26 protein-coding genes, 1 pseudogene and 1 riboswitch are annotated in these 25,435 nt (G+C 36.3%); of the genes and pseudogenes, 6 read left to right on the forward strand and 21 right to left on the reverse strand.

All coding sequences use genetic code 11. The features are described from left to right. From BN3004_RS01695 to BN3004_RS01705, 3 genes are all read right to left on the reverse strand, one after another. Positions 1 to 654 (reverse strand): Crp/Fnr family transcriptional regulator, encoded by a 654-nt coding sequence (locus tag BN3004_RS01695; RefSeq protein ID WP_058259551.1) that lies wholly within the window; start codon positions 652 to 654, stop codon positions 1 to 3. A gap of 142 nt (positions 655 to 796) precedes the next feature. Further along, positions 797 to 1,003 (reverse strand): helix-turn-helix transcriptional regulator, encoded by a 207-nt coding sequence (locus tag BN3004_RS01700; RefSeq protein ID WP_058259552.1) that lies wholly within the window; start codon positions 1,001 to 1,003, stop codon positions 797 to 799. A gap of 8 nt (positions 1,004 to 1,011) precedes the next feature. Beyond that, a complete protein-coding gene (locus BN3004_RS01705) occupies positions 1,012 to 1,329 on the reverse strand; it encodes a DUF6442 family protein (RefSeq protein ID WP_058259553.1) in 318 nt (105 codons plus the stop codon). Positions 1,330 to 1,973: 644 nt separating this feature from the next. Here BN3004_RS01705 and BN3004_RS01710 point away from each other — a divergent pair. From BN3004_RS01710 to BN3004_RS08495, 5 genes and pseudogenes are all read left to right on the forward strand, one after another. After that, positions 1,974 to 2,177, forward strand: a complete 204-nt coding sequence (locus BN3004_RS01710; protein ID WP_058259554.1) for a PLDc N-terminal domain-containing protein — start codon at positions 1,974 to 1,976, stop codon at positions 2,175 to 2,177. Continuing rightward, positions 2,177 to 3,091 (forward strand): annotated as a pseudogene (locus BN3004_RS01715) (ABC transporter ATP-binding protein). Before BN3004_RS01710 ends, BN3004_RS01715 begins: the two are co-directional and overlap by 1 nt. Next, positions 3,088 to 3,855, forward strand: coding sequence for an ABC transporter permease (locus BN3004_RS01720; RefSeq protein ID WP_058259555.1), 768 nt, complete (start codon positions 3,088 to 3,090; stop codon positions 3,853 to 3,855). Before BN3004_RS01715 ends, BN3004_RS01720 begins: the two are co-directional and overlap by 4 nt. Positions 3,856 to 3,868: 13 nt before the next feature. Then, on the forward strand, positions 3,869 to 4,414 hold the full coding sequence (locus tag BN3004_RS08490) for a helix-turn-helix domain-containing protein (RefSeq protein ID WP_242854178.1): 546 nt from the start codon (positions 3,869 to 3,871) through the stop codon (positions 4,412 to 4,414). Between the two features lie 3 nt (positions 4,415 to 4,417). After that, positions 4,418 to 4,972: a hypothetical protein gene (locus BN3004_RS08495; protein WP_242854179.1), complete on the forward strand. Its 555-nt coding sequence runs from the start codon at positions 4,418 to 4,420 to the stop codon at positions 4,970 to 4,972. Positions 4,973 to 5,372: 400 nt separating this feature from the next. Here BN3004_RS08495 and BN3004_RS01730 read toward each other — a convergent pair whose 3' ends face one another. From BN3004_RS01730 to BN3004_RS01795, 14 genes are all read right to left on the reverse strand, one after another. Beyond that, complete coding sequence (locus tag BN3004_RS01730) at positions 5,373 to 6,716, reverse strand: C1 family peptidase (RefSeq protein ID WP_058259556.1); 1,344 nt, start codon at positions 6,714 to 6,716, stop codon at positions 5,373 to 5,375. Between the two features lie 10 nt (positions 6,717 to 6,726). Beyond that, positions 6,727 to 8,037 carry a C1 family peptidase gene (locus tag BN3004_RS01735; protein WP_058259557.1) on the reverse strand — a complete coding sequence of 437 codons (1,311 nt, stop codon included), beginning with the start codon at positions 8,035 to 8,037 and terminating at the stop codon, positions 6,727 to 6,729. Positions 8,038 to 8,165: 128 nt separating this feature from the next. Continuing rightward, positions 8,166 to 8,648: a ferritin gene (locus tag BN3004_RS01740; RefSeq protein WP_058259558.1), complete on the reverse strand. Its 483-nt coding sequence runs from the start codon at positions 8,646 to 8,648 to the stop codon at positions 8,166 to 8,168. A gap of 116 nt (positions 8,649 to 8,764) precedes the next feature. Beyond that, positions 8,765 to 8,974: a hypothetical protein gene (locus BN3004_RS01745; protein ID WP_058259559.1), complete on the reverse strand. Its 210-nt coding sequence runs from the start codon at positions 8,972 to 8,974 to the stop codon at positions 8,765 to 8,767. 97 nt (positions 8,975 to 9,071) lie between these two features. After that, positions 9,072 to 9,263 (reverse strand): FeoB-associated Cys-rich membrane protein, encoded by a 192-nt coding sequence (locus tag BN3004_RS01750; RefSeq protein ID WP_058259560.1) that lies wholly within the window; start codon positions 9,261 to 9,263, stop codon positions 9,072 to 9,074. Next, positions 9,263 to 11,410, reverse strand: a complete 2,148-nt coding sequence (gene feoB, locus BN3004_RS01755) for a ferrous iron transport protein B (RefSeq protein WP_196792455.1) — start codon at positions 11,408 to 11,410, stop codon at positions 9,263 to 9,265. Before feoB ends, BN3004_RS01750 begins: the two co-directional genes overlap by 1 nt. A gap of 72 nt (positions 11,411 to 11,482) precedes the next feature. Next, positions 11,483 to 11,704, reverse strand: coding sequence for a FeoA family protein (locus BN3004_RS01760; RefSeq protein ID WP_058259561.1), 222 nt, complete (start codon positions 11,702 to 11,704; stop codon positions 11,483 to 11,485). A 1-nt stretch (position 11,705) separates the two neighbouring features. Further along, positions 11,706 to 11,924 (reverse strand): FeoA family protein, encoded by a 219-nt coding sequence (locus BN3004_RS01765; protein ID WP_058259562.1) that lies wholly within the window; start codon positions 11,922 to 11,924, stop codon positions 11,706 to 11,708. Between the two features lie 206 nt (positions 11,925 to 12,130). Then, a complete protein-coding gene (locus BN3004_RS01770; protein ID WP_058259563.1) occupies positions 12,131 to 12,505 on the reverse strand; it encodes a type II toxin-antitoxin system HicB family antitoxin in 375 nt (124 codons plus the stop codon). Positions 12,506 to 12,514: 9 nt separating this feature from the next. Continuing rightward, positions 12,515 to 12,691, reverse strand: a complete 177-nt coding sequence (locus BN3004_RS01775) for a type II toxin-antitoxin system HicA family toxin (protein WP_058259564.1) — start codon at positions 12,689 to 12,691, stop codon at positions 12,515 to 12,517. Between the two features lie 56 nt (positions 12,692 to 12,747). Next, positions 12,748 to 14,988, reverse strand: coding sequence for an FtsX-like permease family protein (locus BN3004_RS01780; protein WP_058259565.1), 2,241 nt, complete (start codon positions 14,986 to 14,988; stop codon positions 12,748 to 12,750). Then, positions 14,989 to 15,684, reverse strand: coding sequence for an ABC transporter ATP-binding protein (locus BN3004_RS01785; protein WP_058259566.1), 696 nt, complete (start codon positions 15,682 to 15,684; stop codon positions 14,989 to 14,991). Positions 15,685 to 16,121: 437 nt separating this feature from the next. Continuing rightward, entirely contained in the window at positions 16,122 to 17,621 is a 1,500-nt protein-coding gene (locus BN3004_RS01790; protein WP_058259567.1) for an SH3 domain-containing protein, read from the reverse strand. Then, positions 17,611 to 18,600, reverse strand: coding sequence for an SUR7/PalI family protein (locus BN3004_RS01795; protein ID WP_058259568.1), 990 nt, complete (start codon positions 18,598 to 18,600; stop codon positions 17,611 to 17,613). Before BN3004_RS01795 ends, BN3004_RS01790 begins: the two co-directional genes overlap by 11 nt. Before the next feature lie 349 nt (positions 18,601 to 18,949). Here BN3004_RS01795 and BN3004_RS01800 point away from each other — a divergent pair, with 349 nt between their 5' ends. After that, the gene (locus tag BN3004_RS01800) at positions 18,950 to 20,125 is read left to right on the forward strand and encodes an ISL3 family transposase (RefSeq protein ID WP_058259271.1); all 1,176 of its coding nucleotides are present in this window, start codon (positions 18,950 to 18,952) and stop codon (positions 20,123 to 20,125) included. Positions 20,126 to 20,305: 180 nt separating this feature from the next. Further along, positions 20,306 to 20,425, reverse strand: a riboswitch (adenosylcobalamin (AdoCbl) riboswitch). A 539-nt stretch (positions 20,426 to 20,964) separates the two neighbouring features. On the opposite strand, the gene hydF is transcribed toward BN3004_RS01800, so the two are convergent. Genes hydF through BN3004_RS01820 form a run of 4 tightly spaced genes read right to left on the reverse strand, consistent with a single transcriptional unit; the run spans position 20,965 to position 25,385 of the window. After that, complete coding sequence (hydF, locus tag BN3004_RS01805; protein WP_058259569.1) at positions 20,965 to 22,083, reverse strand: [FeFe] hydrogenase H-cluster maturation GTPase HydF; 1,119 nt, start codon at positions 22,081 to 22,083, stop codon at positions 20,965 to 20,967. Continuing rightward, positions 22,080 to 23,507: a [FeFe] hydrogenase H-cluster radical SAM maturase HydG gene (gene hydG / locus BN3004_RS01810; protein WP_058259570.1), complete on the reverse strand. Its 1,428-nt coding sequence runs from the start codon at positions 23,505 to 23,507 to the stop codon at positions 22,080 to 22,082. Before hydG ends, hydF begins: the two co-directional genes overlap by 4 nt. Further along, positions 23,500 to 24,501: a [FeFe] hydrogenase H-cluster radical SAM maturase HydE gene (gene hydE / locus BN3004_RS01815; protein ID WP_058259571.1), complete on the reverse strand. Its 1,002-nt coding sequence runs from the start codon at positions 24,499 to 24,501 to the stop codon at positions 23,500 to 23,502. Before hydE ends, hydG begins: the two co-directional genes overlap by 8 nt. Next, on the reverse strand, positions 24,501 to 25,385 hold the full coding sequence (locus tag BN3004_RS01820) for a radical SAM protein (protein ID WP_432416301.1): 885 nt from the start codon (positions 25,383 to 25,385) through the stop codon (positions 24,501 to 24,503). The genes hydE and BN3004_RS01820 overlap by 1 nt, the downstream gene beginning before the upstream one ends. Positions 25,386 to 25,435: the final 50 nt, after the last annotated feature.

The following is a 25,435-nucleotide window of genomic DNA, read 5'->3' on the forward strand; positions in this document are numbered from 1 at the left end:
CTATAATAGATCTTCTAGCTTTGTTCTAGAAAAATATATTTTATTATCTCTTTCTTCGATAAGCCCCTCATCCTTCATCTGCGACAGCTCTCTTGATAGAGACGGCCTAGGTACACTTAAAAATTCTGCAAAAGCAGTCTTTGTAAATGGCATCTTAATAAAGTTTCCCTCATCATTAATCAGAAGATAATTGATAACCTTGTTACGAATAGACTTAGCCGTGCATATCATAAGCTTCTTGTTTAGGTAGTAGGCTTTGTTTGCAAGTATGCTAATGATATTATTTATTATCATCTTATAATTATCTTCTTGATTTACAATAAAATCTTTCTTTATAATAAGAAGCGAAGTGTCTTTAGTGGCGCTAGCATAGTGATGCAAAGGTTCATCTACAAAAAGATACACCTCAGCAAATACAGTACCAGGCTTGTCAAAAACATTGACTATAGTTTTTTTACCGCTCTGAGTGATGTTCTCAACATTAACCTCACCAGATAGCAAGATATAAAGCTCCTTTGCATAATCACCAGCCATGAAAACACTCTCTCCACGCTTATATTTTTTCACCCTTGCCTTTGCAAAGGACAAATAATCTTCAATTTCTTCACTTTTCATGCCTTTAAATAGAAGCGATTTTTTCAAAATATCTATCATATATCCTCCCTTGTAGTCAATATAATTCATAATATTATATTAACTATATACCCATAAATACTCTCTAACACTTAAATGCAAAATCTCCCTACAATAAACTATAAAGTCTACTATAGGGAGATTTTTAATTTTACTACATTTTTTAAAAATAGAAAAGATCTTCAAATTTCTTTTCTAAAGCAATGCAAAGTATCAAAGCTAACTTAGCACTTGGACAAAATTGACCAGTTTCAATTGAGCTAATTGTATTTCTTGAAACACCAACTTCGTCAGCTAACTGCTGCTGTGAATAGCCTTTTTCTTTTCTAACCTCTTTTAAGTTGTTTTTAAGAACTAGTTTATCATCCATTATTATCACTACTTCAATGTTATAAGCTTAGCTACAAATAAGGCAATTCCTACAATTGACATAAGCAATCCCATTAACAATTGCTTTTTCTCTTTTAATTTTGCATACATTACAAGATTTTTCGATGCCTCAATACTAAAATAAATACATAGTATTCCATAATTATAAGAATTGTAGAAAAAAGCTTCAATTCCGAATAGTATGGCAGCAACAGCCAGTCCGATTTGGCTAGAAACTTCACCTGCTTTTTTAAAAACGTCAAGCATCATCTCATCGTGATTTTTATTCTCCTCACGACTTTTTGCTAAAATTTCATCTCTGTTCATATATGTCCTCCTTTTTTCTTTTGCCAAGTTTACTTGGTATTTGTATTATAGCACATGCCAAGTAAACTTGTCAATAGTTTTTAATAAATATTTCAAATTTTATATAATAATTTTTCTCTCTAGATATTTTTAATAAACTTTTATAGTGTCAATGAGCCACAGCCAAACAGAAATGAAAAAAAGAGAGCAAAAATTATCTTTGCCCTCTAATGGTATTTTTATAAACTTTTTTTATCGTGTCAATGAGTCGCCACCATACAGAGTTTGCAGAGCAAGCGGATGGATTGGGCGAAGTGGACTGACCGAGAAGAATAAAGTTCAGTTGACTATTTAGGCTTTATTTTCAGATATCAAAAATATATGGAACGACGTTATCACAGATTTAGTTAATCTTACGAATTGCTCGCTTTTTCCTAGTGAAGTAATAGTATGTATACCTCCGTCAGTCGCTCGTAATCTTCCTCTTATCCAACATAACACAAATGTTTGAATACAATTTATTTTTGTGCAGGCTATTTTTATATATAATAAAACAAAGTAGAGTTTCTTTTCAGTTGATAAAAATAGAATAAGTTTACTAATAGTTTCTTGACAGTTTATTAAGTAAAATGATATGATATATACAAATAAAGGAGGTTTAAAAAATGACAGATATTATTAGAGAATACATGCCGATACTTATACCTATTATTATTTTAGAAATTGCACTTATGATTTATTCCTTAAGACATGTTTTAAAACACGATAGATATAAATTTGGAAGCAGAACCATGTGGATTTTAATAGTTATTATTATCCAAATTATTGGACCTATCTTATACTTAACAATAGGTAGGGAGGACGAATAATGGAAGCGCTAAAAATTGACAATCTTCATAAATCTTTTGGTAAAAATACGATTATTAATGGATTATCCATGTCGATTCCTGAAAATACAATCTTTGGGTTTTTAGGCAAAAATGGTGCCGGAAAAACTACGACAATGAAAATGATTTTAGGATTTTTGAAAAAGGATGAAGGTTCCATTGAAGTCTTTGGAGAAGAAGTAAGCTTTGGTCAGTCAAAAACCAATCGATTTATAGGGTATCTTCCAGATGTTCCTGAATTTTACGGTTATATGACAGCAAAGGAATATCTGAATCTATGTGGGGCTATAACTGGTCTTAGCAAAAATGAAATTAAAAACAAGAGTGTGGAACTTTTAGAATTGGTGGGATTAAGAGATGTCAATAAAAGAATTAGTGGCTATTCTAGAGGTATGAAACAGCGCTTGGGTATTGCCCAAGCCTTGTTAAATAGTCCCAAATTATTAATATGTGATGAACCCACATCTGCCCTAGATCCACTAGGAAGAAAAGAGATATTAGACATCATATTAAAGATAAAAGACTCTACAACTGTTATTTTTTCCACACATATTTTATCGGATGTTGAAGCAATCTGTGATCATGTTGTGGTTCTTGATAAAGGAAAAAATGTACTAGAAGGTTCGATAGATGAACTAAAAAATATAAAGAGGAAAAACACAATTAAAATCAGATTTAAGTCTGACAAAGAACTAAAGGCATTTAAGTCAATAGATTAATTTTCAAATCTGGTAACAAATGAAAAAGGAGATACTTTATACTTAACAGACGAAGAGAATCACCTAAAAGATATTGATATTTTATATGAGCTATATAAGTTAAACATATTTCCTCTAGAAATAAAAATAGAGGAACCTACATTAGAAAATATTTTTATGGAGGTGACGAAAGCATGAGAATATTTTTATCTCTATTAAAGAAAGAAGCTATTGAAGGTGCAAGGACTAAAAAAATGATTTCTACATTTATCCTGTTCTTGTTTATCGGGTTAATAAGTCCCTTAACAGCGAAATTAACTCCCATGATACTTCAATCCATAGCGACAGGAAATATAGATATTAACGTAGCACCACCAACAGAAATTGACTCTTGGACACAATTCTTTAAAAACATTAGTCAAATAGGTATGTTTGGATTAGCCATTATATTAAGTACTCAAATGGCGAATGAATCCCAAAAGGGAACCTTGATTAATTTATTATCTAAGGGACTGCCAAGGTATCAAGTCGTGCTATCGAAGATTTTTTATAATTTTATTTTGTGGTTTATTGCTTACTTTTGCTCATTTATACTAACTTATTTCTACACAAAGTACTTTTTCGGAATTTCATTTCCTATTAAAAATATACTTATGGCAGCCTTGCTTCCTTTTATATTTGGATTATTTTTAATATCGTTAGAGATATTAGCTGGAGTGATTTCAGGAAATGTTATAGGTACATTAATATTAACGACTGCTGGGATTGTGATTCAACTTATATTATCTATTCGAGATGAAATTGTTAAATACATGCCTATCGCATTAATAGGTAAGCCTGTGAACCTTATAAAAGGAATAGGATATGATGACTACTATGTACCGATTATTACGGGCAGTATTTTGCTTATACTGTGTATCGTAATTTCGATTGCTGTAATAAACAAAAAGCAAATCAGTTAGGAGGTAAAATATCATGCTAAAAATTGGAGAAAATATTCTTCAGAAGCGAAAAGAAAGAGGCATAACTCAGGAAGAATTAGCAGAATTTATGATGGTAACAAAGGCTTCCGTATCAAAATGGGAGACAGGTCAAAGCTATCCAGATATTTTACTTCTACCAAAACTTGCCACTTTTTTTAATATAAGTGTGGATGAATTAATAGGATATGATCCAGATTTATCTTCAGCTCAAATACAAAAATTTTATATAGACTTAGAGAATCGTGTTCCTGATGCAGGTATGGATAGTATCGTAGAAGATATTAAAATTAAAATTAAACAATACTATTCTTGCTTTGATCTCCTATACTATATGGCTTTGTTTATTTTGAACCATTGTGATTTAGCAACTGATTATGTAAAAAAAGAGGAATATCTAGAATACACAAATAATATACTAAGAAGAGTGTGCGATCATTCTAAAAATCCTATATTAAAAGAACAATCATTGAGCTTGAGGGCAGCCTGTTTAATTAGTTTAGGAAAACCAGAAGAAGCATTAAATATTTTGCCATCTTAGGACATGCTATCTATATCAAAAGATTGTTTAGTGGCTTCAGCTTATTTAAAAACGAAGAAGGAAAATGAAGCAGATCAAAAACTACAAATAATGATTTATAAGAACGTAATTGATTTAATCACTCTTCTTATGATGAAGAGCAGTTTGCATGATGAGGATTGGGTCGAAACCTTGGAAAGAGTGGAGGTTTTAATAGAAACTTTTAATCTTACTGAAATAAATGTTTCTATAGTTTTAAATTTTTATTTATCCTTGGCAACGCACTATATTGAAGATAATAATCTCAAACTTGCTAGTCAATATGTAGAAAAATTACTCAACCTACTAATAGAGAGTAAGGAAAAAACGTTTAAGATAAGAGGCGATGAGTATTTTAATCAAATAGATGAATGGCTTGATGAAAATTTATTATTATCTACGAATCCAAATAGAAGTGACGATATGATTGTTTGCTTTTATTTAGAAGCAATAGCTAATAATGAGAGTTTTAAAGGAATTATTTCTGAAGGAAAGGTAAAGTTCTTAGTCGATAAGGTTAGAGAAATATACTCTCTATAGTTTTTCAACTGTAAATTAATCAGAAACAAAGATACCTGTACCGTATATAATACAGGTATCTTTTAACGCCTATATCTTAGGTTTGTGCAAAAGAGAAATAATCAACCTATAAACTTAAGCATTAAATTGTAACAATAAGCAAACAGTTATAGGCCCGCTGTCAAACGTATTGATTGTACAAAGCGGACAGACACAGCAAAAGAGAGCAAAAGTCAATTTGCTCTCTAATGGTATTTTAATCAATTTTTGTGTCATATCAACGAATAGTCGCTGTACTAAATTTTTAGATAAAATGTGATGATTACGCGAAATGGAGCTTTGAGGCAAGCGGAGCGTACGTACGGGTACTCGAGCATTGCCGAACAAGCGAATGAGCGTAAGGGCGCGTTCTAGCAAAATTTTATGCTAGTGATCCCATCGGATCCCACGGTTTTAATACAACCGGTGCCTTCTTATAATCTTCTTGTTCCTTCTTAGTCAAGTACTTCTTATCAACTACGGCTTGATAAACGAAGCTATCGAACCATTCATCGCTCATAACGAAGTGGCCTTTGTAGCCAAATTCGTCGCCCCATGAGTTTTCGACTTTGAATCTAACTGGCTTAGTGCCGTCCATTTCAACGCCTGTAAATGTCATGGCGTGTGTCATTAGTGAGTAGCCGTAATCAAGACCATCTTCCTTAGAGATTTCTAGGTCGATGCCAAATAGTGTTTCGTAATCTATAACATCTTTAGCAAGTGTAGCTCTCTTATCATCTTTGCCGCCATTGAACATGTCTTTACCTACGTCGCAGCCGAACCAAACTGGCATGCCGTCTTGCAATTGCTTAACGATGGCTCTCTTTAGGTCTTCGATTTTTAGATTTAAGTGCTTAACTTCTCTGCCTTCAACGATATTGCCAAGGTACTTGATTGTGAATGTCTTGTTGAATGGCTTATCCTTTGTTGGCGCGTTTATGATTGAAACGAAGTCATCTAGGTTTAAGCCGACATATTTCTTGAAAAAGCTTTGTGGTGTTAAATTCTTTTCTTCTATAAGCTTATGGTCTTTGTCGTGTGCAATGAAGTCGAAGCTTTCTGGAAGCTCGCCAAGTGTTGCAGTTAAGACGTTAAATACATCTTGTAGAGCCGCTTCTTTAAGTGCATTTACTTCTGCTTTGCTCTTTCCTTCCTTAACTGCTTCTCTTAGAGTAACTGTATTTTTTCTAAGTATCTTTGAAAGGTACTTATTTAGCTCTCTTGTGTTTGATGAAGCGACTGTTTCTGGATAAACGTATTTTGGCACAAGACCATATTTATTAACGATGTTTACAAACATATCCCATTGGCCGCCATCACATAGTGGGTCGCCCATAAGGTATTGCATTACTCTATCTTCTATCGGCTCATCTGCCTTTTCGATAACTGTTTCGAAATAGTAGTTACTTCTTTCTAATTTATCAAAGAAGAATGGATAGCTTTGCGATAGTTCAAAATTTTCTAAGTTATATTTTTTAATTATGACATTTCTCATAAAGTTTAGTGAAGCAAACATCCAGCATCTGCCTGATGCCTTTTGGTTACATACGCAACCATTGTCAATATCGATATTAAACTTATATGGATTTGCCTTGATTTTGTTTACATCTGTCGCAACTTTTCTAATACCGCTTTGAACTGCAGCGTTCATGGCAACGATATTCTTCTTGTCTGAGAAAAATTCTTTTTCTAATTCATTTAATTTATCTGTGCTTAATTGTCTCATCTTCTACCTCCTACGATTCCCATGGCATAAGCTTGATAGGCTCTTCATCAAGGGCTGCAAGCTCTTCTGCATTTAGGTATTTCTTCTTCGGAATGATTTCGAAAGCGTAGTTATCAAACCAAGCCTCGTCCATAACTAGGTAGCCTCTGATGCCGGCCTTTTCGCCCCAAGAGTTTTCGACCTTGAACTTAAGTCCTTCATCAGTCCTGTCGTAGCCAACTAGGACCATGGCGTGAGTAGTGTTTGACTCGCAAGTTTCCATGCGTTCAACCTTAGTTTGCTTTGTATCTATGTCAAATAAACTGTCTCTATCAAGTAAATTGTATACAAGATGGCCAGTTCCGTCGCCGTCACGCGATACGAAGGAGTCTTTACCAACGTCGCAGCCGAACCATAGAGCTTCGTCGTCATCAAGCATAGCCACGATGATGTCCTTCATTCTTTGCATTGAAACGTTTAAATATCTTAGTGAACCGCCAATTCTTTGTTGAATAAAGTCTCTTTCGTAAACTTTATTTTCTTCCTTGTCCTTGCCTGGATAGTTGCCTAGTTCAACGTATTCACTTATATCGTCTGCCATAAATTCTCTGTAAAAGTCAATGGCTGTGATGTTTCTTCTCTCAATAAGTTCGTCGTCTTTGTTCTTCATAATCAAATCGAATCTCTTTGGAGGCACACCTAGGGCAATGGCTGTGATCTTGTAAACGTCTTTAAGTGCCTTGTCCTTGATCTCTTCGATTTCTGCATCTATTTTTGCATTTCTAATGTCTTTAGCAGCAATCTTTAGTCTCTTGTCAAGAACGAAGATTAAATTATCAGTCTTTTTCACGTCAGCTGTGTCTGGATAAAAGTATTCAGGGACTATGCCATATTTGCTGATTAGTCTTGAGAATGTTGTCCACCAAGCTCCGTCGTCAGCTGCGTAGAAGATAACGCCTCTATTAAGCCTATCATCAAGGTCTTTGTCTTTAAGCGCGATAACATCTTCAAGGTATTGATTAGCCCTTTCAAGCTTGTCAAAGAAGTATAGGTACTTGTGTGAAAACTCAATGTCACCTAGCTTAAACTTCTTCATCATATTTACTCTGATAACGTTAAGGCCAGCAAACATCCAGCATCTACCGGATTGTCTTTGGTTTGTCATCTTGCCTATATTTATAGTTTTCTTGAATACATCTGGGTTTTTTGTAAGCTTTGCATAATTTATGGAAGCGTCCATGATGCCTGCAGATGCAATCATATTTTGTGCTGCCTTGTTAAAGTTCTCGTCATATGACTTTTTGAACTTAGCAAGGACATCTTTTGTAATTGATTTTTGCATATTGTCCTCCTTTATATATAAATTATTTCATCTCTCGTAATAATTATAACTCTTTAAAAATATTTTTGCAAGTATATTAAAAGGGAAAGACAAAATCTTTCCCTCTATATCCAGCCGTATAAATAAAACTATTTAGATCCTAATTCTCTGTCTATAGTAATCTTTGCTGCGATGTTGCCATCAGCAAGTGTGAAGTTATCAACAATATCAAGAGCAAGCTCTTCTTCTTCGATTTGTTCATTGATAAATTGATGCATAAAGATCTCAGTTGCGTAGTCATCGTTCTTCTTAGCTATGTCATGAATCTTGTAAATTCTTTCAGTTACTTTCTTTTCATGATCTAAGATGATCTTTGCTACTTCTAGAGGTTCCTTAACTTCAAGAGCTTTCATTTCAATAGTTTTAAGTTCAGGCTTAGCGTCACGCTTTTGGATAAATTCGATGAATTGATCAGCGTGAGCTAATTCTTCTTTGTAATGATTAGCAAGCCACTTAGCGTAGCCTTTGTAGTTTTCTCTCTCCATAGCGATGGAAAGGTTTAGATAGATATAACCAGAGTATAACTCATAGTTAATTTGTTCATTCAATGCGTCTAATACTTCTTGTTTCATTGTATTTCCCTCTTTCAAATTATTTAGTTTAATATACGGCCGAATAACAAAGTTATTGCTATGAAGAAAGCCGGCGCAAACCGGCTCTTCATCAAGTGTATTTAAATTGTTATTGTTTAATCTCCATTTTTAACTAAATATGCACCTATAGCAAATGACGTTAAGCATAAAACGTTTACTATAATTGGTAATCTTCTTATAACCCCAATAAATATTCCCTCGTTAAAGTTTTCTTGTCCAATATATTCATATGAACCAAGCATTAAGAGTATTGAGTATATGAGTAGGGTGCTTACTATGATTTTAAAACCAGTATCCTTTTTCATAATTTTACTTCTTTCCTATAATTTAGCTTTATACGGTCAAATATATAATATTACTATGACGAAAGCTGGCACAAACAGGCTCTTCATATAAATTTAATTAAGCTTTTTCGTTTTTCTTCTTAAGCCACTCTTCATAGCCTTTTTGTAGTTCTTCATTATTCTTTGCGCAATCGCCGCAATGAGGGCAGCCTACGCAGCCGCCTTCTTTGACTGAGCTTCTGACCTTCTTAATACAGAAGAAAACTATAATCAAAACTGCGGCTACTATAATTATATCTGTTGGGCTCATTATGCCACCTTCTTGTATTTTTGTCTTTGCTTAAATCTTGCGTATAAAGCGCCTACGATAGCTACAACGACTAGGCCTGCTAGTACATACAGGATCAGATTGCCTTGTACATCAACTGCTTCTGAGGCTTCTTCAGCACTTGCGTAATCAAGTAAGATCTTTTCTGTAAATTTTGTGCCCTTGAAAATTAAATTTCCTACTTGGTTAACGATTAGGGCTAAGACATAGGCAAGTCCAGTTTGGAAAACTACTGTAAATAGTGTGTCCTTAGCGTTACCAAGCTCTCTTCTCATAGCTCCGATAGCTGCAAAACAAGGGGCCGCAAACATTGTAAATATAATGAATGCAAATGCACTAACGTAGCTAAAGTAGATAGGAACCTTTGATCCAACTGTCGCAAACGTAGCAACAACCACTTCTTTCGCAACAAGTCCAGTGATTGACGCAACAGCTGGCGCCCATGAGTCGCCAAAACCAAGTGGAACGAAGATGTATCTTAAAGCGCCGCCGATTTTAGCAAGCATCGACTCTTCAATCGCATCACCCAAGAAATCAAGTCTAAAGTTAAAGCTTTGTAGGAACCAAAGTGTAAGGCACGCAAGTAAGATAACAGTTCCCGCCTTGATGATAAAGCTCTTGCCCTTTTCCCACATGTGTATAACAACGTTCTTAAATGTTGGTATTCTGTATGGTGGCAGCTCCATAACGAAAGGAGCAGGGTCGCCTTTAAATCTATTGGTACGCTTCAAGATAATACCCGCTATGATTACAACGACTATAGAAATAAGGTATATCATCGGAGCGATCCAAGGGGCACCATTGAATATCAAAGTGATAAACATGGCAAATATAGGTAGTTTCGCTCCGCATGGTATAAATGGTGTTAGTAATATAGTCATACGTCTGTCCGCATCGGACTCGATAGTTCTAGTCGCCATAACGCCTGGGATAGAGCAGCCCGTACCTATAAGCATAGGGATAAAGCTCTTGCCAGATAGACCAAACTTTCTAAATAGCTTGTCCATGATGAAGGCAACTCTCGCCATATAGCCCGAATCTTCTAAAAGTGAAAGGAAGAAGAAAAGTAGCATTAGTTGCGGAACAAATGTAAATATCGAGCCTATAGGCTGAACGATACCATCATTTACAAGCGAGGTAACGACTTCAGAAGCGCCTATTTCAGGAAGCTTTGTAGTTAGGAACTCGCCAATCTTTTCAAAAACACTTTCGATAAAGCCTATGCAATAGTCGCCAAGCGTTGATATTGACACATAATATATAAACCACATGATAGCTAAGAATATAGGTATCGCTAAAAATCTATTGGTAACGACTTTGTCAATCTTGTCTGATAAAGATAGTTTCTTTTCGATCGGCTTTTTGACAATGCCCTTCATATCCTTTTGAATATTTATATATCTTTCACTTGTGATGATGGACTCACTGTCATCATCTTCTTTTTCTTCACAAGCTTTGATTATCTCTTCGACATTGATGTGTACTTTGCTCGAAAGATTTATCTTATTAAGTATCTTCTCATCGCGTTCAAATATCTTGATTATAGTGTATCTCTCACTATCATAGTCAAGACCTGTAGCCTCAGCTATTTCCTTAAGAGCTTCTTCGACATCATCTGCAAAAAGCTCTTTCTTAGGAAGCTTTTTTAAGTGGCCGACCTCTATTGCCTTAGAGATAAGATCATTAAGACCCTTGCCTCTAACAGCCGCAGTCGGCACTACATCAACACCAATCTTATCTTCAAGCGCTTTTACATCAATTTTTGTGCCGCCCTTGTCAATCATATCCATCATATTAAGGGCGATGACAGTTGGAACGTTCATCTCCAAAACTTGGCTTGTTAAGTACAGATTTCTTTCAAGGTTAGTTGCGTCAACTATGTTTATGATAACGTCTGGCGCCTCATCCTTGATATAATCTCTAGTAATGACCTCTTCCAAAGTATATGGGGATAATGAATAAATACCTGGAAGGTCGACTACTTCTATGTCTTTATGTTTTAATAATTTGCCGGTTTTCTTTTCTACGGTTACCCCAGGCCAGTTACCAACGTATTGATAAGCGCCAGTTAGGTCGTTAAACATTGTAGTTTTGCCACAGTTAGGATTACCAACTAATGCAATTCTCAAAATAATACCTCCGTTAATAAATTAATTAGCCTAAGTTAATTTATCTAGGCTAAGCTTCTATGTGAAAAATAATTACTCTATCTCTATGTCTTTTGCTTCACTAGCTCTAATAGATAGCTCGTATCCACGCACTTCAAGCTCCATAGGATCACCTAATGGCGCAACTTTAACAAGGGTAAGTTCAGTACCCTTAGTGATGCCCATATCCATGATGTGTCTCTTAACAGCCGATGTGCCGTGAAGCTTTTTGACTACGCCCTTCTCACCAATTTTTAAGTCAACTATAGTTTTCATACTACGCCTCTCTAACATCAATCTTCGAGCCAAGCTTCATGTCAATAGCAAGCCTTGACTCAAAAAGTTTTACAATAATTCCACTGTCAGTCTTTTGCAAGATAGTCAAAGGCGCGTCAGGAACAAAGCCTAAGTTCTTTAGCCTCGTCAAAACCTCTTCACTTCCTCTGATTTTGTTAATGATGTAGTCTTTGTTTTCACTAGCCATGATTAAAGGCATCGTCCTCACCCCTTTTCGACAATATGTATGTTAGCCCAAGCTAACGAATATATTATACACTGCTAACTCCACTTTGTCAATAGTTTTTGTAAAAAATATTTCTTATCACAAAGATTTATAAAATTTATTTATAATAATGGCCTTATGTATAAACTATATCAATGGAGAGAGCGTAAAAAAGAGACCCGCTAAGGTCTCTTAAAAAATTAAATTACTTTCTTAGTAAGCGCCTCCTGCAGAGTCTTAGAAAAATTAATATTCATCTCTACGGCTCTGTCATTTAACCAAGATGGTATAGTAAGCGTTTTTCTAACAGATTTATTGCCTTTGTTTAGGTTGACATCTGCTCTAATTATACTCACAAAAGAATTTTTATCAGTTTTAATTGATTTTATATCGCTTGGTGGATTAAGTTTTTCACCATCTTTAAGTATCTCAGATAAATGCAGCTCTAAAGCTAAAATAGCATCTTCAATAATTTCATCTATAGTATCGCCTTGTGCATGACAGCCTTCTACATCTGGAAATTCTCCCCAGTAGCCATCATCGTCGTGTATAAGCAATGGATAATAAAAAATCATATTTACCTCCTATTTTAAATCATACATATCAATAATTTTCTTAGCAAGTTTTGGATTAATCTCTTTGTTGTGAACAGATAGAGTTTCTCTCTTCCCATCTTTAAATAAATGGTGATGACTTCCAGTTACTCTTCTTAGCTCCCATCCATTCTTTAAAAATTTATTTAAAAGCTCCCTATCTTTCATGTGATCCTCCTTAATATATATTATACACGTATATGCGCATACTTGTCAATAGTTTTTTATCCTGAAATGACTTTCAGCTCCTTCACCATATCAATCCTTTTAATCTTCCTTCTCTCAATCCATTGACAAAGTATAAAGACTACAACTGTCATCAAATAGCTTGTTACAAAAACTCTCACTGGTACTGTTACTTCTAAATATGCGTCAAACTTTTGCATTGCTATAAAATAAAAATATTTAACGAGTTTATCTAGGATTGGAATTAGTATTATTTGAAATATTATTAGCATGGCAAAGCTTGTGTTTACATAAAATTTCGCGACTTCTTTATCTTTATATCCAAAAACTTTTAGATAGGTCATATTGAGTTTGGCTTTGTCTATGATGAGCTCTGTTACCATGAGTATCAATATAAAGAAGAATGCTACGGCAACGAGCTGAATCATGATGAAAACTGCTGAGAATGAATCTAAAAAGTGTCTCATGAATCTTGACATTTCTTTTCTGTCTATATGTGTAAGTAGATTTTCTTTAGTAATTTTTAGCTCTTTATCGCTAAGATAAGCGTTGTAATAATCACATTCTTTACCAATAATTTTATTTAAAATCTCTCTTTTTGTAAAAATTTGGAAATAATTATTGGTCTTATCTATGTCCTTGACCACAAGATATTTTTCTTCTGTATTGTATGGCTCTCTAATCTTGATTTTATCGCCTATTTCGTAGTTAAATCTCTTTGAAAGACCAAGGCTGATAACTACTTCATCAGCTTTAAGGCTTTTTACATCAATCTCATCATATTTTGTATCAGCGTCTATGCCATAAGTTTGGACTTTTTCCTCATCTCTATCAAGTAGTTCAACGCTTACTAAGCTTATCTTGCTCGCATCTAAATCATCCATATCGCTCTTGACAATGTAGGTGTGGGCGTATTTCATCTGATTTTGCATATCATCAGCATATTTTGTAAATATGGGTTTGGCCGAAACACCAAAGATGAGTAATAAATTTGCTATAAAAACGCCAAAAAGCAAGGAAACGTAGCTAAATTTATTTGCAAATATAACTCTTAATTTAAATTTATTTATAAAATTCATATTTTTTAGCTTAAATCTACTTCTTGTTTTTGCCTTTTTAAAGTTTTTTCGCAAGAAATCGACTGGTCTCATCTTAAGACTCTTTGCTATGATGATGTAGTTGATCACAAGATACAAAACTAGTGGCATAATCGATGTTATCAAGAAGGAGCGAAGTGTGATATATGGCTCAAAGACTGGTAAATCATAGGATTGATAATAAACGTTTGCATATATTTTATACACACGAAGATAACTTATCGCATTTCCCGCTATTGACGCAATTATTACTATGAATAGTGGCATTGCCATGTAATTTAAAAGAAGCTCTCTCTTTTTATAGCCTGAAGCAAGCAAAGTTCCGATAATTGGCGCTTCTTCTTCGATGATGGATTTAACTTCTGCGCTCGAAATGAAAGCGATTGCAATGAAGAGAAGTGCTGTAACTATGCTCATTGTAGGTACGTCGCCGCTCATGTCATCTGCAATGTAGGTGATGCACTTGTTGTCAAAGCGTGTGACAGCATCAACCACAAGATTATCCTTGTTAACTATCTTGACTATATCTTTTAATTTTTCTCTCGCATCTTTTTTATTTAAAGCCTCATCTGTGTGATAAGAGTAAAGATATTTCACTTTAGCGTCCTTCATACCGTCAAAGGCTTCTTCAGATATAGTCGCTATGCCGAAGTGACCTGTGTCCATAGTCAAGTCATTTCTATTTCTAAGTGCTGAGGAGTAATCAGGGAAGGATGCTAGTGAAGACACTTTAAATTTTTTATTTTGTATAGTGATTTCATCACCAATATTTATTTTATTATTTCTAGCATAATTAGCAGAGATGTTTATCTCATCATCTTTTTTGAGCAAAGCACCTTCAAAAATTTGTGCTTCGTTTATATCTTTTCTATTTTTAAAAATTCTTAAGGCTCTTTCATCATCATTTTCATATTCAAAATAATAATTTTCATAAAGTTTTACACCAATATCTTTTATCTCATCTTTTGCCTCATCGCTAAGCGCATAAATTGCTTCAAACTCGCCATCTTCAACTTTTCCATTAATGATTTGCTTATTATAAAGCTTTTCAACTGATTCTTGTGAAATAAAGAATGACGATGCGAAGACAACTATAAAAGTAAGTGCTAGCAAGATGGGTATGACTTTTAAAGGCTTGTATTTAAACTGCCTGTAAATACGTTTATTAATAGGGCATCTCATCTACCAAGTCACTTCCTTTGCAGAGATTTTCTCTGTATTTCTCTCTACGCTTTTGATGCTGCCGTTATGCAAGGATAAAATTACGTCGCTCATCTTGGCAATTTGTGTGTTGTGGCTCGCGATGATGACTGTCGCGCCGTATTTTTGATTAAGTTTTTCGATTAAACACAAAACATCTTTTGCGCTCTCATAATCAAGTGCTCCAGTTGGTTCATCGCAGATAAGTAATTTCGGGCTCTTTATCATAGCTCTTGCAATGGACGCTCTTTGCGCTTGACCGCCAGAAATTTCGTTTGGGTACTTGTACTTGTGCTCATCAAGTCCTAAGTCCTTTAGAAGCTCGTCTATATCAAGCGGCTCCTTCGATAGATACTCGCCCACTTGAACATTCTCAAGAAGATTGAGGTCGCTAATTAGATTATAGAATTGAAAAACAAAACCAAGGTATTCGCGCCTGTAATTTTCAAGTGCCTTCTTTGACATAGATTTAAGATCCTTATCAAATACACTTACATCGCCTTCGTCAATAGTTTCAATCCCGCCTAAAATATTTAATAAAGTTGACTTGCCAGAGCCAGATGGACCTAAGACGCAGATGATCTTGCCATCTTCAAGTTCAAGGTCAATCCCTTTAAGTACCTCTGCTCTGTTATCTTTTGTGCCGTAAAATTTGTGTAATTTAGAAATTTTTATCATATAAACACCTCATTTCAATATAGTATTATAATTATTGAAATAACCTTTCAAGATAATAATAGCACAATTTTTAGTTAGCGTCAACTAACTTTTTTAATATTTTTATTCTTTCCACAAAAAAGAGACCGATTAAGGTCTCTTTAATAAATTGTTTATTGTATTTTAAGTTTTAATTCATCGCAAAATCTGTTTATTCACAAATTTTAGCTATCAAGTATTTCGCAGAGCGATTTGATTTATTCGCAAAATAAATTTATTCACAATTTTGCTGGAAAAATTGATGGATAAGGCGCAGCATAACGAACGACCGACCGACATCGTACAAATGCGTACGTTGAGGGAGGTAGTGAAGTGCGCGAGCCTTAGGCGCAATTTGAAGAACCCCGTACTTTCGTACGAGAACCTTTGTGCTTCGCACGAACGCAAAATTCGCGAAATTATCTAAGAACTCTACTCGAAATCCATCCTGAATAAGGCGCTCCATCTACATCCACTGCATCAACTAAATACCAAGTTCTTCCGTCGTCTGTATGCTTTTCGTCGTTAACTGTTACTTCTGCGCCGTCTGAAAGCTTTACGATAACGTCTGCGTCTAATGAGTAGTCTTCTCTTAGATTGCCTTCGTTTTTAACGTAGAATGTTTTGCCAATGTCGTTTGTTTCTTCTTTTGCTTCATCTTGATCATCTTCATCATCTTTTTCTTCTTTATCATCTTTATCATCGTCGTCATCTTTATCGTCAGTTTTTTCTTCTTTTGGCTCTTCTTTGGCTTTCTTTTCATCTAAAAGCTGATAGCCTTTGAAGCCAAGGTTATTAACAAGTTCGTCGTAGTTACTGTAGTAACCATCGAAGTAGAACTCAGATATTACCTTGCCGTTAGCCTTTTGGAAGTTGTAGCTATCCATGATGTAGTACTGAGTCTTTCTGTGCTTAGTACCGCTCCACCAGTCGCTTTCGTTGAAGCTTGCCTTGTAAACGCCAAGTAGTCTATATCTTGACTTTGCCTCGTATGAATTGCTTACTTCGTAGATCTCTGCTTCGTCCATTGGCTTTTCCATTAGAGCAAGTCTTTCTATCTTAAGTCCATCTGGCTTATATAGTGAGTCGTAGATGCTCTTGTTAGCTCTCTTGTCAAGTCTGTCAGTGAAATCGTCTGGTAGCTCAGCAAAACTATTAACAAGTTCTGCAAGTCCTTCAACTGTCATTTCCTTTTCAATAGTATCGTTGTCAAATTTTAGCTTGAACTTTTCAGAAATAAGCTTAACTTTAGCTACAATCTTGTCGCCGTTCTTAAGGCCTTCGTTTTTGTCAAATTCGATGTCACCGTAAGTTATGCTGTCGAGAATTTCGTAGTTTTTGTCTTTTAGCTTTGTATCAGTGATCTCAGGCATGCCAGTAAGTGAGCCGCTCGCAACTGCGTGGCCATCGAAGCCCTTAATGTCGATAATTATGTCCATGTCCTTAGTGCTGATAACTGCATCTGGTTTTAATGCGTAGATAATCTTCGGAACGAAGATGATAGCTAGCACTAAAAGGATTGCAGCGATAACTCCTATGATTATAGGCTTTGTGTTAACAGGTTTTGCTCTGTAAGCTGGGCCATAGCCGTCGTCGTAGCCATCGTCATAGTCGTCGTAGCCGTCATCATAGTTGTCAGCATTGCCATAATTATCATTGTAGCTATCGTTATTATCATAGCTGTCATCATAATTATCGTCATAGCTGTCGTCATAATCATTGTCATAGCTGTCGTCATAATCATTGTCATAGCTGTCGTCATAATCATTGTCATAGCCATCATCATAATCATCGTCGTAATTATTGTCGTTATACTCATTATAGTCGTTGTAATCGTTGTATTCGTTATAATCGTCTTGAGGCGCTTTTCTCGGGCTTCTGTTTTCTCTGTACTCTCTGTTATTATCTTTATTCGTCATATTCATTACCTTGATTGTAGTCGTCGTTTTGTGATCTAGGTCTTCTTGGCGCTTCTGGTCTTTGTGCTGCGTCCGGTCTAGCTGGTCTAGCTGGTCTTTGAGGCGCGTCTGGTCTAGGTCTTCTAGGTGCTTGTGGTCTAGCTGGTCTTTCATTGTAATCATTATATTGATTATTATCATTATATTTGTTGTAATCATCGTAATCAGCGTTGTTTTGTGGTCTAGGTCTTCTAGGTGCTGGTCTTTGTGGTTCATCATATACGCCGTAGTCGTCGTCAACATATTCCCTTGGTGCTGGTCTTCTTGTGTCGTAGTCAGCAACGTTGTCAGGGTTTCTTAAGTCTTCAGCTGCGTTTTGAGCAGTTTCTTTAACAACATTTGCTGCGCCTGAAACGCCTCTGCCAACTGCATTTATTTGTCTTGATAAGTCTCTTGGTCTAACTCTCTTGTAAATCTTCTTGTATAGAAGTACGCAGCCTATAATTAGTGAAATTAGTGCTAATATGCCTATAATAAGACCAAATACAGGTGTATAATTAGGATCAAAGTCACTTGACATTCCAAGTCCCAACATACCTCCTAAAGAGTCCATTGCTTTAGCGATCATCTTTAGCATCTTTCTAAACTTCATCATTGCGAAGAAGTCTATGAAAGTAAATAGTAGTCCAAAGCCTATCATAACATTGTCAAGAGTCTTAACATTTCTTCTCTTGCCGCTTCTTAAAAGTATAGTGTAAATAAGAGCAAGTGTAGTTGTAACGAATGCTATAACTATGAAGATAAAGTAAATATTAAGTCTCTTTGACAAAGATACAACTTTGCCTACAGTGTCAAAACTGTCTGAATTACCGATTACAGCCCCGCTTATAACGTAGTCTAGAGCGTAAATCAAAGTAAATGCTAGTAGTATAAGTGCACTGAAAAATAACACTTTGTCGTACATTAATAATGACTTTTTAGGTCTTCTTCTCCCTTCCATAATAAGTCCTCCTTAAAAATTATTTCTACAACTTTATTATACAATATATTGACTTTTATTGCAATTGTATTTGCTTAGTTTATTAAATCTTCTTGCTATAGTGCTTTCAGTGTGAGTAAGTAAATTGTTTGCTTTTTCTATGAGAATAGCCTTGCCACTGCGTAAATAATTGCTCAAGAAAGAAAAATGCAGCTACTGTGTGAGTAACTGCATTTATAGGCTGTATAATATCTATTGGGGAGTAAAACCTCAATAGATATTTTTTTGATAAAATTACAAAAAAAAGTTGCACTTGCACACATTTTATCCTATACTTAAAATACCACTACAACATAGGAGGTGTGTACAAGTGCAAGAATATAATACCATAAATTTGCTAGCTTGTAAAGATGTAGTTGTTAACAATTTTAAAGAAGGTGAAAATGTAGTAGTTATAGAAGCACAGACAAAAAAGTTAAAAAGCTGCCCATACTGTGGTTCTAAACATATCTGGGTTCATGATCACAGAACTCAAAAGATAAAAGATACACAGATGCATGGTAAAAAATGCATAATAAACCTAAGAAAAACTAGGTACAACTGTAAGTGCTGCGGGAAAAGAATTGATAGCAAAACAGAACTAGTAGCAAAGAAAATGACCATGACAAAAAGACTAGTAGCATCCATAGCTAGAGAGTTTAGAGAACTTTACTCAATAAAGTCAATATCAAGAAGATACTCAGTAAGCACATCAACAGTTACAAGAGTCCTATCTTACCTATCAGTAGAGAGAAAAAGTCTTCCAAAAGTACTTTTAATAGACGAGTTTAAAGGCGACAGCGGTTCATACAAGTATCAATGCTCACTTCTAGATGGCATAACACATGAAATCATAGACATAGTTAAAAGTAGGCAAGAAAATATTTTGTTTGAATACTTTAAAAACATACCAAAAGAAGAAAGAGAAAATGTAAAGATATTTGTTAGCGATATGTCAAAAACATTTAAAAACGTTAAAAACGCATACTTTAAAAACGCAGTACACATAGCAGACAAATATCACTTCGTAAGACAAGTCTCTTGGAGCTTAGAAAACGTAAGAAAGAGAATACAAAAAGATACATCAGCAGAAATGAGAATATACCTAAAAAGAAGTAAAAGCATACTTACAAAACCAATGCCAAAACTTAATGATGATCAAAAGCGAGAAGCAGCTCTAATGCTAGAGATAAGCGAAGAGCTAAGACTAGCATATGGCTTAAAAGAATCCTTCTATCAAGAAGTTCTAGTGCAGAAAAACAAAGAACAAGCACAATACAAGGTAAACGCATGGATAGACATATGTAAAAAATCAAAACTTAAAGAGTTTAAATCATGTATAACAGCCTTTACAAACTGGTCTGATGAAATTACAAACTCATTTGACTACAAACATTCAAATGGAGCACTAGAAGGAAAACATACAAAGATAAAGACACTAAAAAGAAACAGCTTTGGTATGAGAAACTTCGAGAGGTTCAGAAAAAGAATAATGCTTTTAGACTAAAATATATATATAAAACATCATAAAAACCTAATAAGCCTATATAGGTTTATTAGTCATGCAAAAATTACATAAATTTGTGTTATTTTAAGTATATAAATTAAAAACGTGCAAATGTTAGTTTTAACATAAAAAGAGAGACTTAAATCAATAAGTCTCCCCAATATTTGACATAGAGCCAAAAAAACTAGCCTTGCTCTGAACCGGAGCAAAACTAAAGTACAAGTATCGGACTTATGCTAATCGCAAATACCGTAGCGGCACTGTGTAGGACTCTAACCTACTTCCTTGTTATATTCTATCCAAGATGATTATACTACAGAGATTAAATTTAGTCAATTGAAATATATTTATATAAACAAAAATAGATACATAGAATATTTATTTTTACAATTGTACATCGAAAATCAATTTTCTCACTAAAAAATGGATACAAAATTAATTGTATCCACTAAAATATTTATAAAATAAAATTTTTACCACGTGTCAATTAAAAATTTTAACCGCAACCTTCATTTCGCAGATAAAGAAGAACCCCGCCCACGTGAACGTGGACGTGAACCTTACTGCTACGCATCGTGATGATTGGACGAATTGAATTTTTAATAATGCTATACAAAGTCACTCAAACGCTTAGTTCGCAGAGAAGTTGAGATGATTGAAGAACCTCGCCCATAAATTGCCGAGAACCTTTGCGCTATGCGTTGTACAGAATTTTTTGGAGTGAGGTGTGCAAATGGGCACTCCACAGCGACAAAACAATTCGAAACTAGCAAAAGGGCTCAACTTAATGCGAAATAAGTCGAGTATTGCCGCCAAGGGAACGAGTTCAAGGGCGCGTTTTAGCGCGAAATCCTATCTAATATATTTTGCAAATAGGCTATAGTAACTCCATAATTAGTCATCGCAATACCCTTATCCTTCGCTTGACGTACCCTGCTCATCACATGTGCCCTGTTAAACATACACGCCCCGCAATGTATAATCATGTCGTAGCCCTCTATATCATCAAAATCGTCGGCTCTAGTAAATGTAAATTCAAGTCCATCGCCGAAGCGTTTCTTAAGCATGGCTGGTATTTTGACTGTGCCTATGTCCTCATTAAGTGGCGGATGTGTACAAGCCTCGGCAATCAAAATCTTCTCGTCGCCCTTAAAATCATCAAATTTCTTCGCGGACTCGATAAAGTAATCTATATCGCCCTTCATTTTCGAAAAAAGTACCGAAAATGAAGTCACTTTTGTAGTCTTTCCAAAAACGTCGTAGACCTTCTTAAAAACTCGTGAGTCACAGATCACAAGGTCAATGTCAGTGAATCTATCTCTCACTTCTTCAAGCCTTTCGTCGCCCACGACTATGCTTGTCATGCCCTTGTCAAGCGCTTCTCGCAAAGCTTCGACTTGCGCTTTGATCAGCCTACCTTTTGGTGCTGCTGCATCTTGCGGCATAACCATGACTATGGTCGCTTTGCCATCAACGATGCCATCTAATAAGGACTCTTCTTCTGTATTTAAAACTTTTTTAAGCTCGGTAAATATTTCATCTCGCGATGAGTGATATCTATAAACGATTGCATCGCCATAGTCATAGCTCACGTCTCTATCGATTGCCATAATAACTTTGATGACTGGCTTATTGTATTTTGCGAGCTCTGATAAAATGGCTTCATCACCATTATCAAGGGTATAAATAAAGGCGTCGGCCTTGTTAAATTCGGCGCGTGTCTTTTTTAGCCTCTCATCCGAAAGGGCTGTGTCGTCGTCAAAGCCAGCTGTGTCAATGAAAACAACTGGCCCAAGTCCTGGCACTTCGATGGATTTACGAACTGCATCTGTCGTCGTACCGCGCTCTTTGGAGACTATGGCTGCATCGGAGCCCATGATGGAGTTAAAAAGCGTTGACTTGCCTGCGTTTACTCTGCCTGCGATGACAACGTGCTTTTGTAAGGAACGCGCCATCATAGTCTGAAGTCTCTCTCGCCATTTTCAATTTTCTTAAGATTGTCTCTGACTAGCTCTTTGATGTCGTCACGCGAAATATTTTCTATCTCTTTTTCAATAAGCGCTTCGCCTTTTTTCCTTGTTTCAGGCGATGCATAATCCATAAGATATTCTTTAAGTGTCATAAGTGCGTTTGGTTGACAGATGTTGCCTATTTGTCCAGCTTTAACAAGGCTCATAAATCTATCGCCAGTTCTTCCTGCTCTGTAGCAAGCTGTGCAGAATGACGGGATGTGGCCCGTATCCATCAGCCATGAAACGACCTCGTCAAGCGTTCTTTGGTCAGATGTAAAGAACTGCTCTGTATCGGCTGCTGCAGCGACTTCCTCTGTAGCGTAGCCGCCAACTGATGTCTTCGAGCCGCCACTGATTTGACTGATGCCGAAGTCTATGACCTTAGCTCTTGTCTCAACGGACTCTCTTGTTGAGATAATCATACCTGTATATGGCACAGAAACTCTGATGCAGGCAACTATCTTCTTAAATATATCGTCACTAATTGCGTTTTCAAAAGTCTCTGGGTCTATGTCGTCAGCTGGTCTGATTCTTGGCACGCTAATGGTGTGCGGGCCAACGCCGAAGCGCGCCTCAAGGTGCTCTGCGTGCATCAATAGACCCACGAAGTCGTATTCGTAGTTATTTAGCCCGAATAAAACGCCGCAGCCAACGTCGTCGATGCCGCCCAATTGTGCCCTGTCCATGGCCTCTGTGTGATAGGCATAGTCATGCTTTGGTCCAGTTGGGTGAAGCGCTTCGTAATTTTTTCTATGATATGTCTCTTGAAACAAAATATATGTTCCTATGCCGACATCCTTTAATTTCTTGTAATTTTCAATCGTAGTCGCAGCGATATTAACATTGACCCTTCTAATGTCACCAGACTTGTGATGAACGGAGTAGATGGTCTTGATCGATTCAAGTATGTACTCGATTGGGTTATTTACAGGGTCTTCGCCAGTTTCTAGTGCAAGCCTCTTGTGACCCATGTCTTGAAGAGCGATGACTTCGTTTTTAATCTCTTCTTGAGTCAATTTTCTTCTATGAATAGTTTTGTTCTTTAGGTGATATGGGCAGTATACACAGCCATTGACACAGTAGTTTGAAAGATATAGCGGCGCGAAGAGAACTATCCTATTGCCATAAAATTTACGCTTGATATCGTTTGCAAGCTTGTAAACTTCTTCGTTTAAGTCCTCTTCTTCAGACGATAAAAGTAAAAATGCCTCTCTGTGCGAAAGTCCCTTAACTTCCTTCGCCTTCTCAATCGCGGCCTTAATCAGCTCTCTGTTGTGCTTATTTGCTCTGCCGTATTCAAGCGAAGCAAGTATCTCCTCGTGATTTATAAATTCATCTGCTTTTTCTGATTTCACATCGTATTTATACATTGTAGTCTCCTCTCGTAAATTCAATCTCGTAGCCAAATTCTTTCAAATATTCGTTCAGTTCGCGAACGCCCTCAATCGCCTCAAGGCCTGATGCCTTCTTGCCGTCATAAAGATTGTAGTTATCGCGTGCAAATTTTGGCGACACGTTTGGCATGATGACGTTTGCGCCCGATAAGATGCCTTTTATCCTACCCATCTCGCTTATGGTGTTTAGCGCAGTTGTTGATGGTATCAAGGCTTTCGGGTGTTCGATTCGTAGTATTGCGAGCAGCTTTCGCGTCAGCTCTACAGTTCCCGCTGGATAAGCTTCAAAGCGCGTTCCCTTAGACGGGATGAAGGGCCCTATGCCTATCATGGCGGGATCTATCTCTCTAATTAATTTTATGTCCTTTATATGACTTTCATGATTTGTGAATGGTGCAGCAACCATAAAACCAGTTCCGACTTGGTAGCCAAGCTCCTTTAAGTCGTAAATGGCTTTTAGTCTCCTCTCTAGGCTTTGATCCCAAGGATGAAGCTTTTGAAATATATCTACATCTGCTGTTTCGTGCCTAAGTAAAAATCTATCTGTCCCGGCATCTTTAAAGAGCTTATAAGCCTCGTAGCTCCTCACGCCTAAGGATAAGGTTATGGCAGCATCATAATTTTTCTTTAAATGAGAAATAATTTCAGCGAAGTCCTCGTCGGTGAAGTGAGTATCCTCGCCGCCTTGTAAGACGAAGGTCCTAAAACCTGCTTCATAAGCCGTCTCCGCCGCAGAATATATCTCGTCCTTAGCCAAGCGAAATCTGTGAACAGAATATTTATTTCTGTTTATGCCGCAGTAGTAGCAGCCTTCTTTGCAATAGTTTGAAAATTCTATCAAAGCCCTTATGTAAATCTTGTTCGAGAAAGTGGCTTTGGCTGTTTCACGCGCTTCTTTGTATAGTTCTTCTAAAAAATCTTGATCCTCGCTAAGAAGTATTTCCCTAAGCTCCTTATCAGAAAAAAGCATTAAACCCCCTCCAAATCAAAGCTTGGCGTGTAGTTCTTGCCATCTTGCTTGTCTTGAACGAAGGCCTTCGATATGCCAAGGTCAGCTGCGTAATCGATGAAGCTATCGTATTCTAAGTCGCTTACAGTCCTATTTATCTTCTTATAATCCTTCGCTTTGTGCATAGGTTGATATTGATTCATGAGTGAAAATATCACGCTATCGCCATATTTACCATAAAGCAAGCGAACTATCTTTTTCGCATCAAAATATAAATTTGGTAGCAAAAGTAGACGTATAATGACGCCCTTCTTCATTATCCCTTCCTCTACAATTACCTCCGGAACTTGTCTGTGCATCTCGTCGATGGCCTCAATAGCGTATTCTCTGTAGTGAGGCGCGTGTGAAAATTCATTGGCGTAGCTGTCGGAAAAGTACTTGAAGTCAGCTAGGTAGATGTCGATGAGACCATCAAGATTTTTGATTGCCTCTTTGAGCTCGTAGCTGTTTGTGTTGTAGACAAATGGCAGGTCGAAGCCCTTGTCCTTCGCCATGACGATGGCGTCCTTGATAAGGTGAGAAAAGTGCATAGGCGAGACCAAATTGATGTTGTGAACGCCCTTTGCTTTGAGCTCGAAAAATATTTCCACGAGCCTTTCTTTGCTTATGTACTTGAATACTGCGTCCTTATTTTGAGAAATTTCATAATTTTGGCAGAAGACGCAAGATAGATTGCATCCTGCGAAAAATATAGTCCCCGAGCCACGTGTGCCCGAGATTACAGGCTCTTCAAAGACATGAACTGATGCCTTTGAAACGGCAAGTTCATTCTTCATTCTGCAAAGGCCAAGTTTTTCGTCTCTATCGATGCCGCACTTGCGCGGACATAAATTACATATATACATCATATCACCAAGAATATTATATAACTAATGAAGGATTATTGTCAATAAAT

It is taken from the genome of Fenollaria timonensis (assembly GCF_001457835.1).
Classification (GTDB): Bacteria; Bacillota; Clostridia; order Tissierellales; family Peptoniphilaceae; genus Fenollaria; species Fenollaria timonensis.

Coding starts and splice junctions, on each gene's coding strand:
- BN3004_RS01695 (WP_058259551.1), bottom strand. CDS start 654: ATGATAGATATTTTGAAAAAATCGCTTCTATTTAAAGGCATGAAAAGT.
- BN3004_RS01700 (WP_058259552.1), bottom strand. CDS start 1,003: ATGGATGATAAACTAGTTCTTAAAAACAACTTAAAAGAGGTTAGAAAA.
- BN3004_RS01705 (WP_058259553.1), bottom strand. CDS start 1,329: ATGAACAGAGATGAAATTTTAGCAAAAAGTCGTGAGGAGAATAAAAAT.
- BN3004_RS01710 (WP_058259554.1), top strand. CDS start 1,974: ATGACAGATATTATTAGAGAATACATGCCGATACTTATACCTATTATT.
- BN3004_RS01720 (WP_058259555.1), top strand. CDS start 3,088: ATGAGAATATTTTTATCTCTATTAAAGAAAGAAGCTATTGAAGGTGCA.
- BN3004_RS08490 (WP_242854178.1), top strand. CDS start 3,869: ATGCTAAAAATTGGAGAAAATATTCTTCAGAAGCGAAAAGAAAGAGGC.
- BN3004_RS08495 (WP_242854179.1), top strand. CDS start 4,418: ATGCTATCTATATCAAAAGATTGTTTAGTGGCTTCAGCTTATTTAAAA.
- BN3004_RS01730 (WP_058259556.1), bottom strand. CDS start 6,716: ATGAGACAATTAAGCACAGATAAATTAAATGAATTAGAAAAAGAATTT.
- BN3004_RS01735 (WP_058259557.1), bottom strand. CDS start 8,037: ATGCAAAAATCAATTACAAAAGATGTCCTTGCTAAGTTCAAAAAGTCA.
- BN3004_RS01740 (WP_058259558.1), bottom strand. CDS start 8,648: ATGAAACAAGAAGTATTAGACGCATTGAATGAACAAATTAACTATGAG.
- BN3004_RS01745 (WP_058259559.1), bottom strand. CDS start 8,974: ATGAAAAAGGATACTGGTTTTAAAATCATAGTAAGCACCCTACTCATA.
- BN3004_RS01750 (WP_058259560.1), bottom strand. CDS start 9,263: ATGAGCCCAACAGATATAATTATAGTAGCCGCAGTTTTGATTATAGTT.
- BN3004_RS01760 (WP_058259561.1), bottom strand. CDS start 11,704: ATGAAAACTATAGTTGACTTAAAAATTGGTGAGAAGGGCGTAGTCAAA.
- BN3004_RS01765 (WP_058259562.1), bottom strand. CDS start 11,924: ATGCCTTTAATCATGGCTAGTGAAAACAAAGACTACATCATTAACAAA.
- BN3004_RS01770 (WP_058259563.1), bottom strand. CDS start 12,505: ATGATTTTTTATTATCCATTGCTTATACACGACGATGATGGCTACTGG.
- BN3004_RS01775 (WP_058259564.1), bottom strand. CDS start 12,691: ATGAAAGATAGGGAGCTTTTAAATAAATTTTTAAAGAATGGATGGGAG.
- BN3004_RS01780 (WP_058259565.1), bottom strand. CDS start 14,988: ATGAGATGCCCTATTAATAAACGTATTTACAGGCAGTTTAAATACAAG.
- BN3004_RS01785 (WP_058259566.1), bottom strand. CDS start 15,684: ATGATAAAAATTTCTAAATTACACAAATTTTACGGCACAAAAGATAAC.
- BN3004_RS01790 (WP_058259567.1), bottom strand. CDS start 17,621: ATGACGAATAAAGATAATAACAGAGAGTACAGAGAAAACAGAAGCCCG.
- BN3004_RS01795 (WP_058259568.1), bottom strand. CDS start 18,600: ATGGAAGGGAGAAGAAGACCTAAAAAGTCATTATTAATGTACGACAAA.
- hydF (WP_058259569.1), bottom strand. CDS start 22,083: ATGATGGCGCGTTCCTTACAAAAGCACGTTGTCATCGCAGGCAGAGTA.
- hydG (WP_058259570.1), bottom strand. CDS start 23,507: ATGTATAAATACGATGTGAAATCAGAAAAAGCAGATGAATTTATAAAT.
- hydE (WP_058259571.1), bottom strand. CDS start 24,501: ATGCTTTTTTCTGATAAGGAGCTTAGGGAAATACTTCTTAGCGAGGAT.
- BN3004_RS01820 (WP_432416301.1), bottom strand. CDS start 25,385: ATGTATATATGTAATTTATGTCCGCGCAAGTGCGGCATCGATAGAGAC.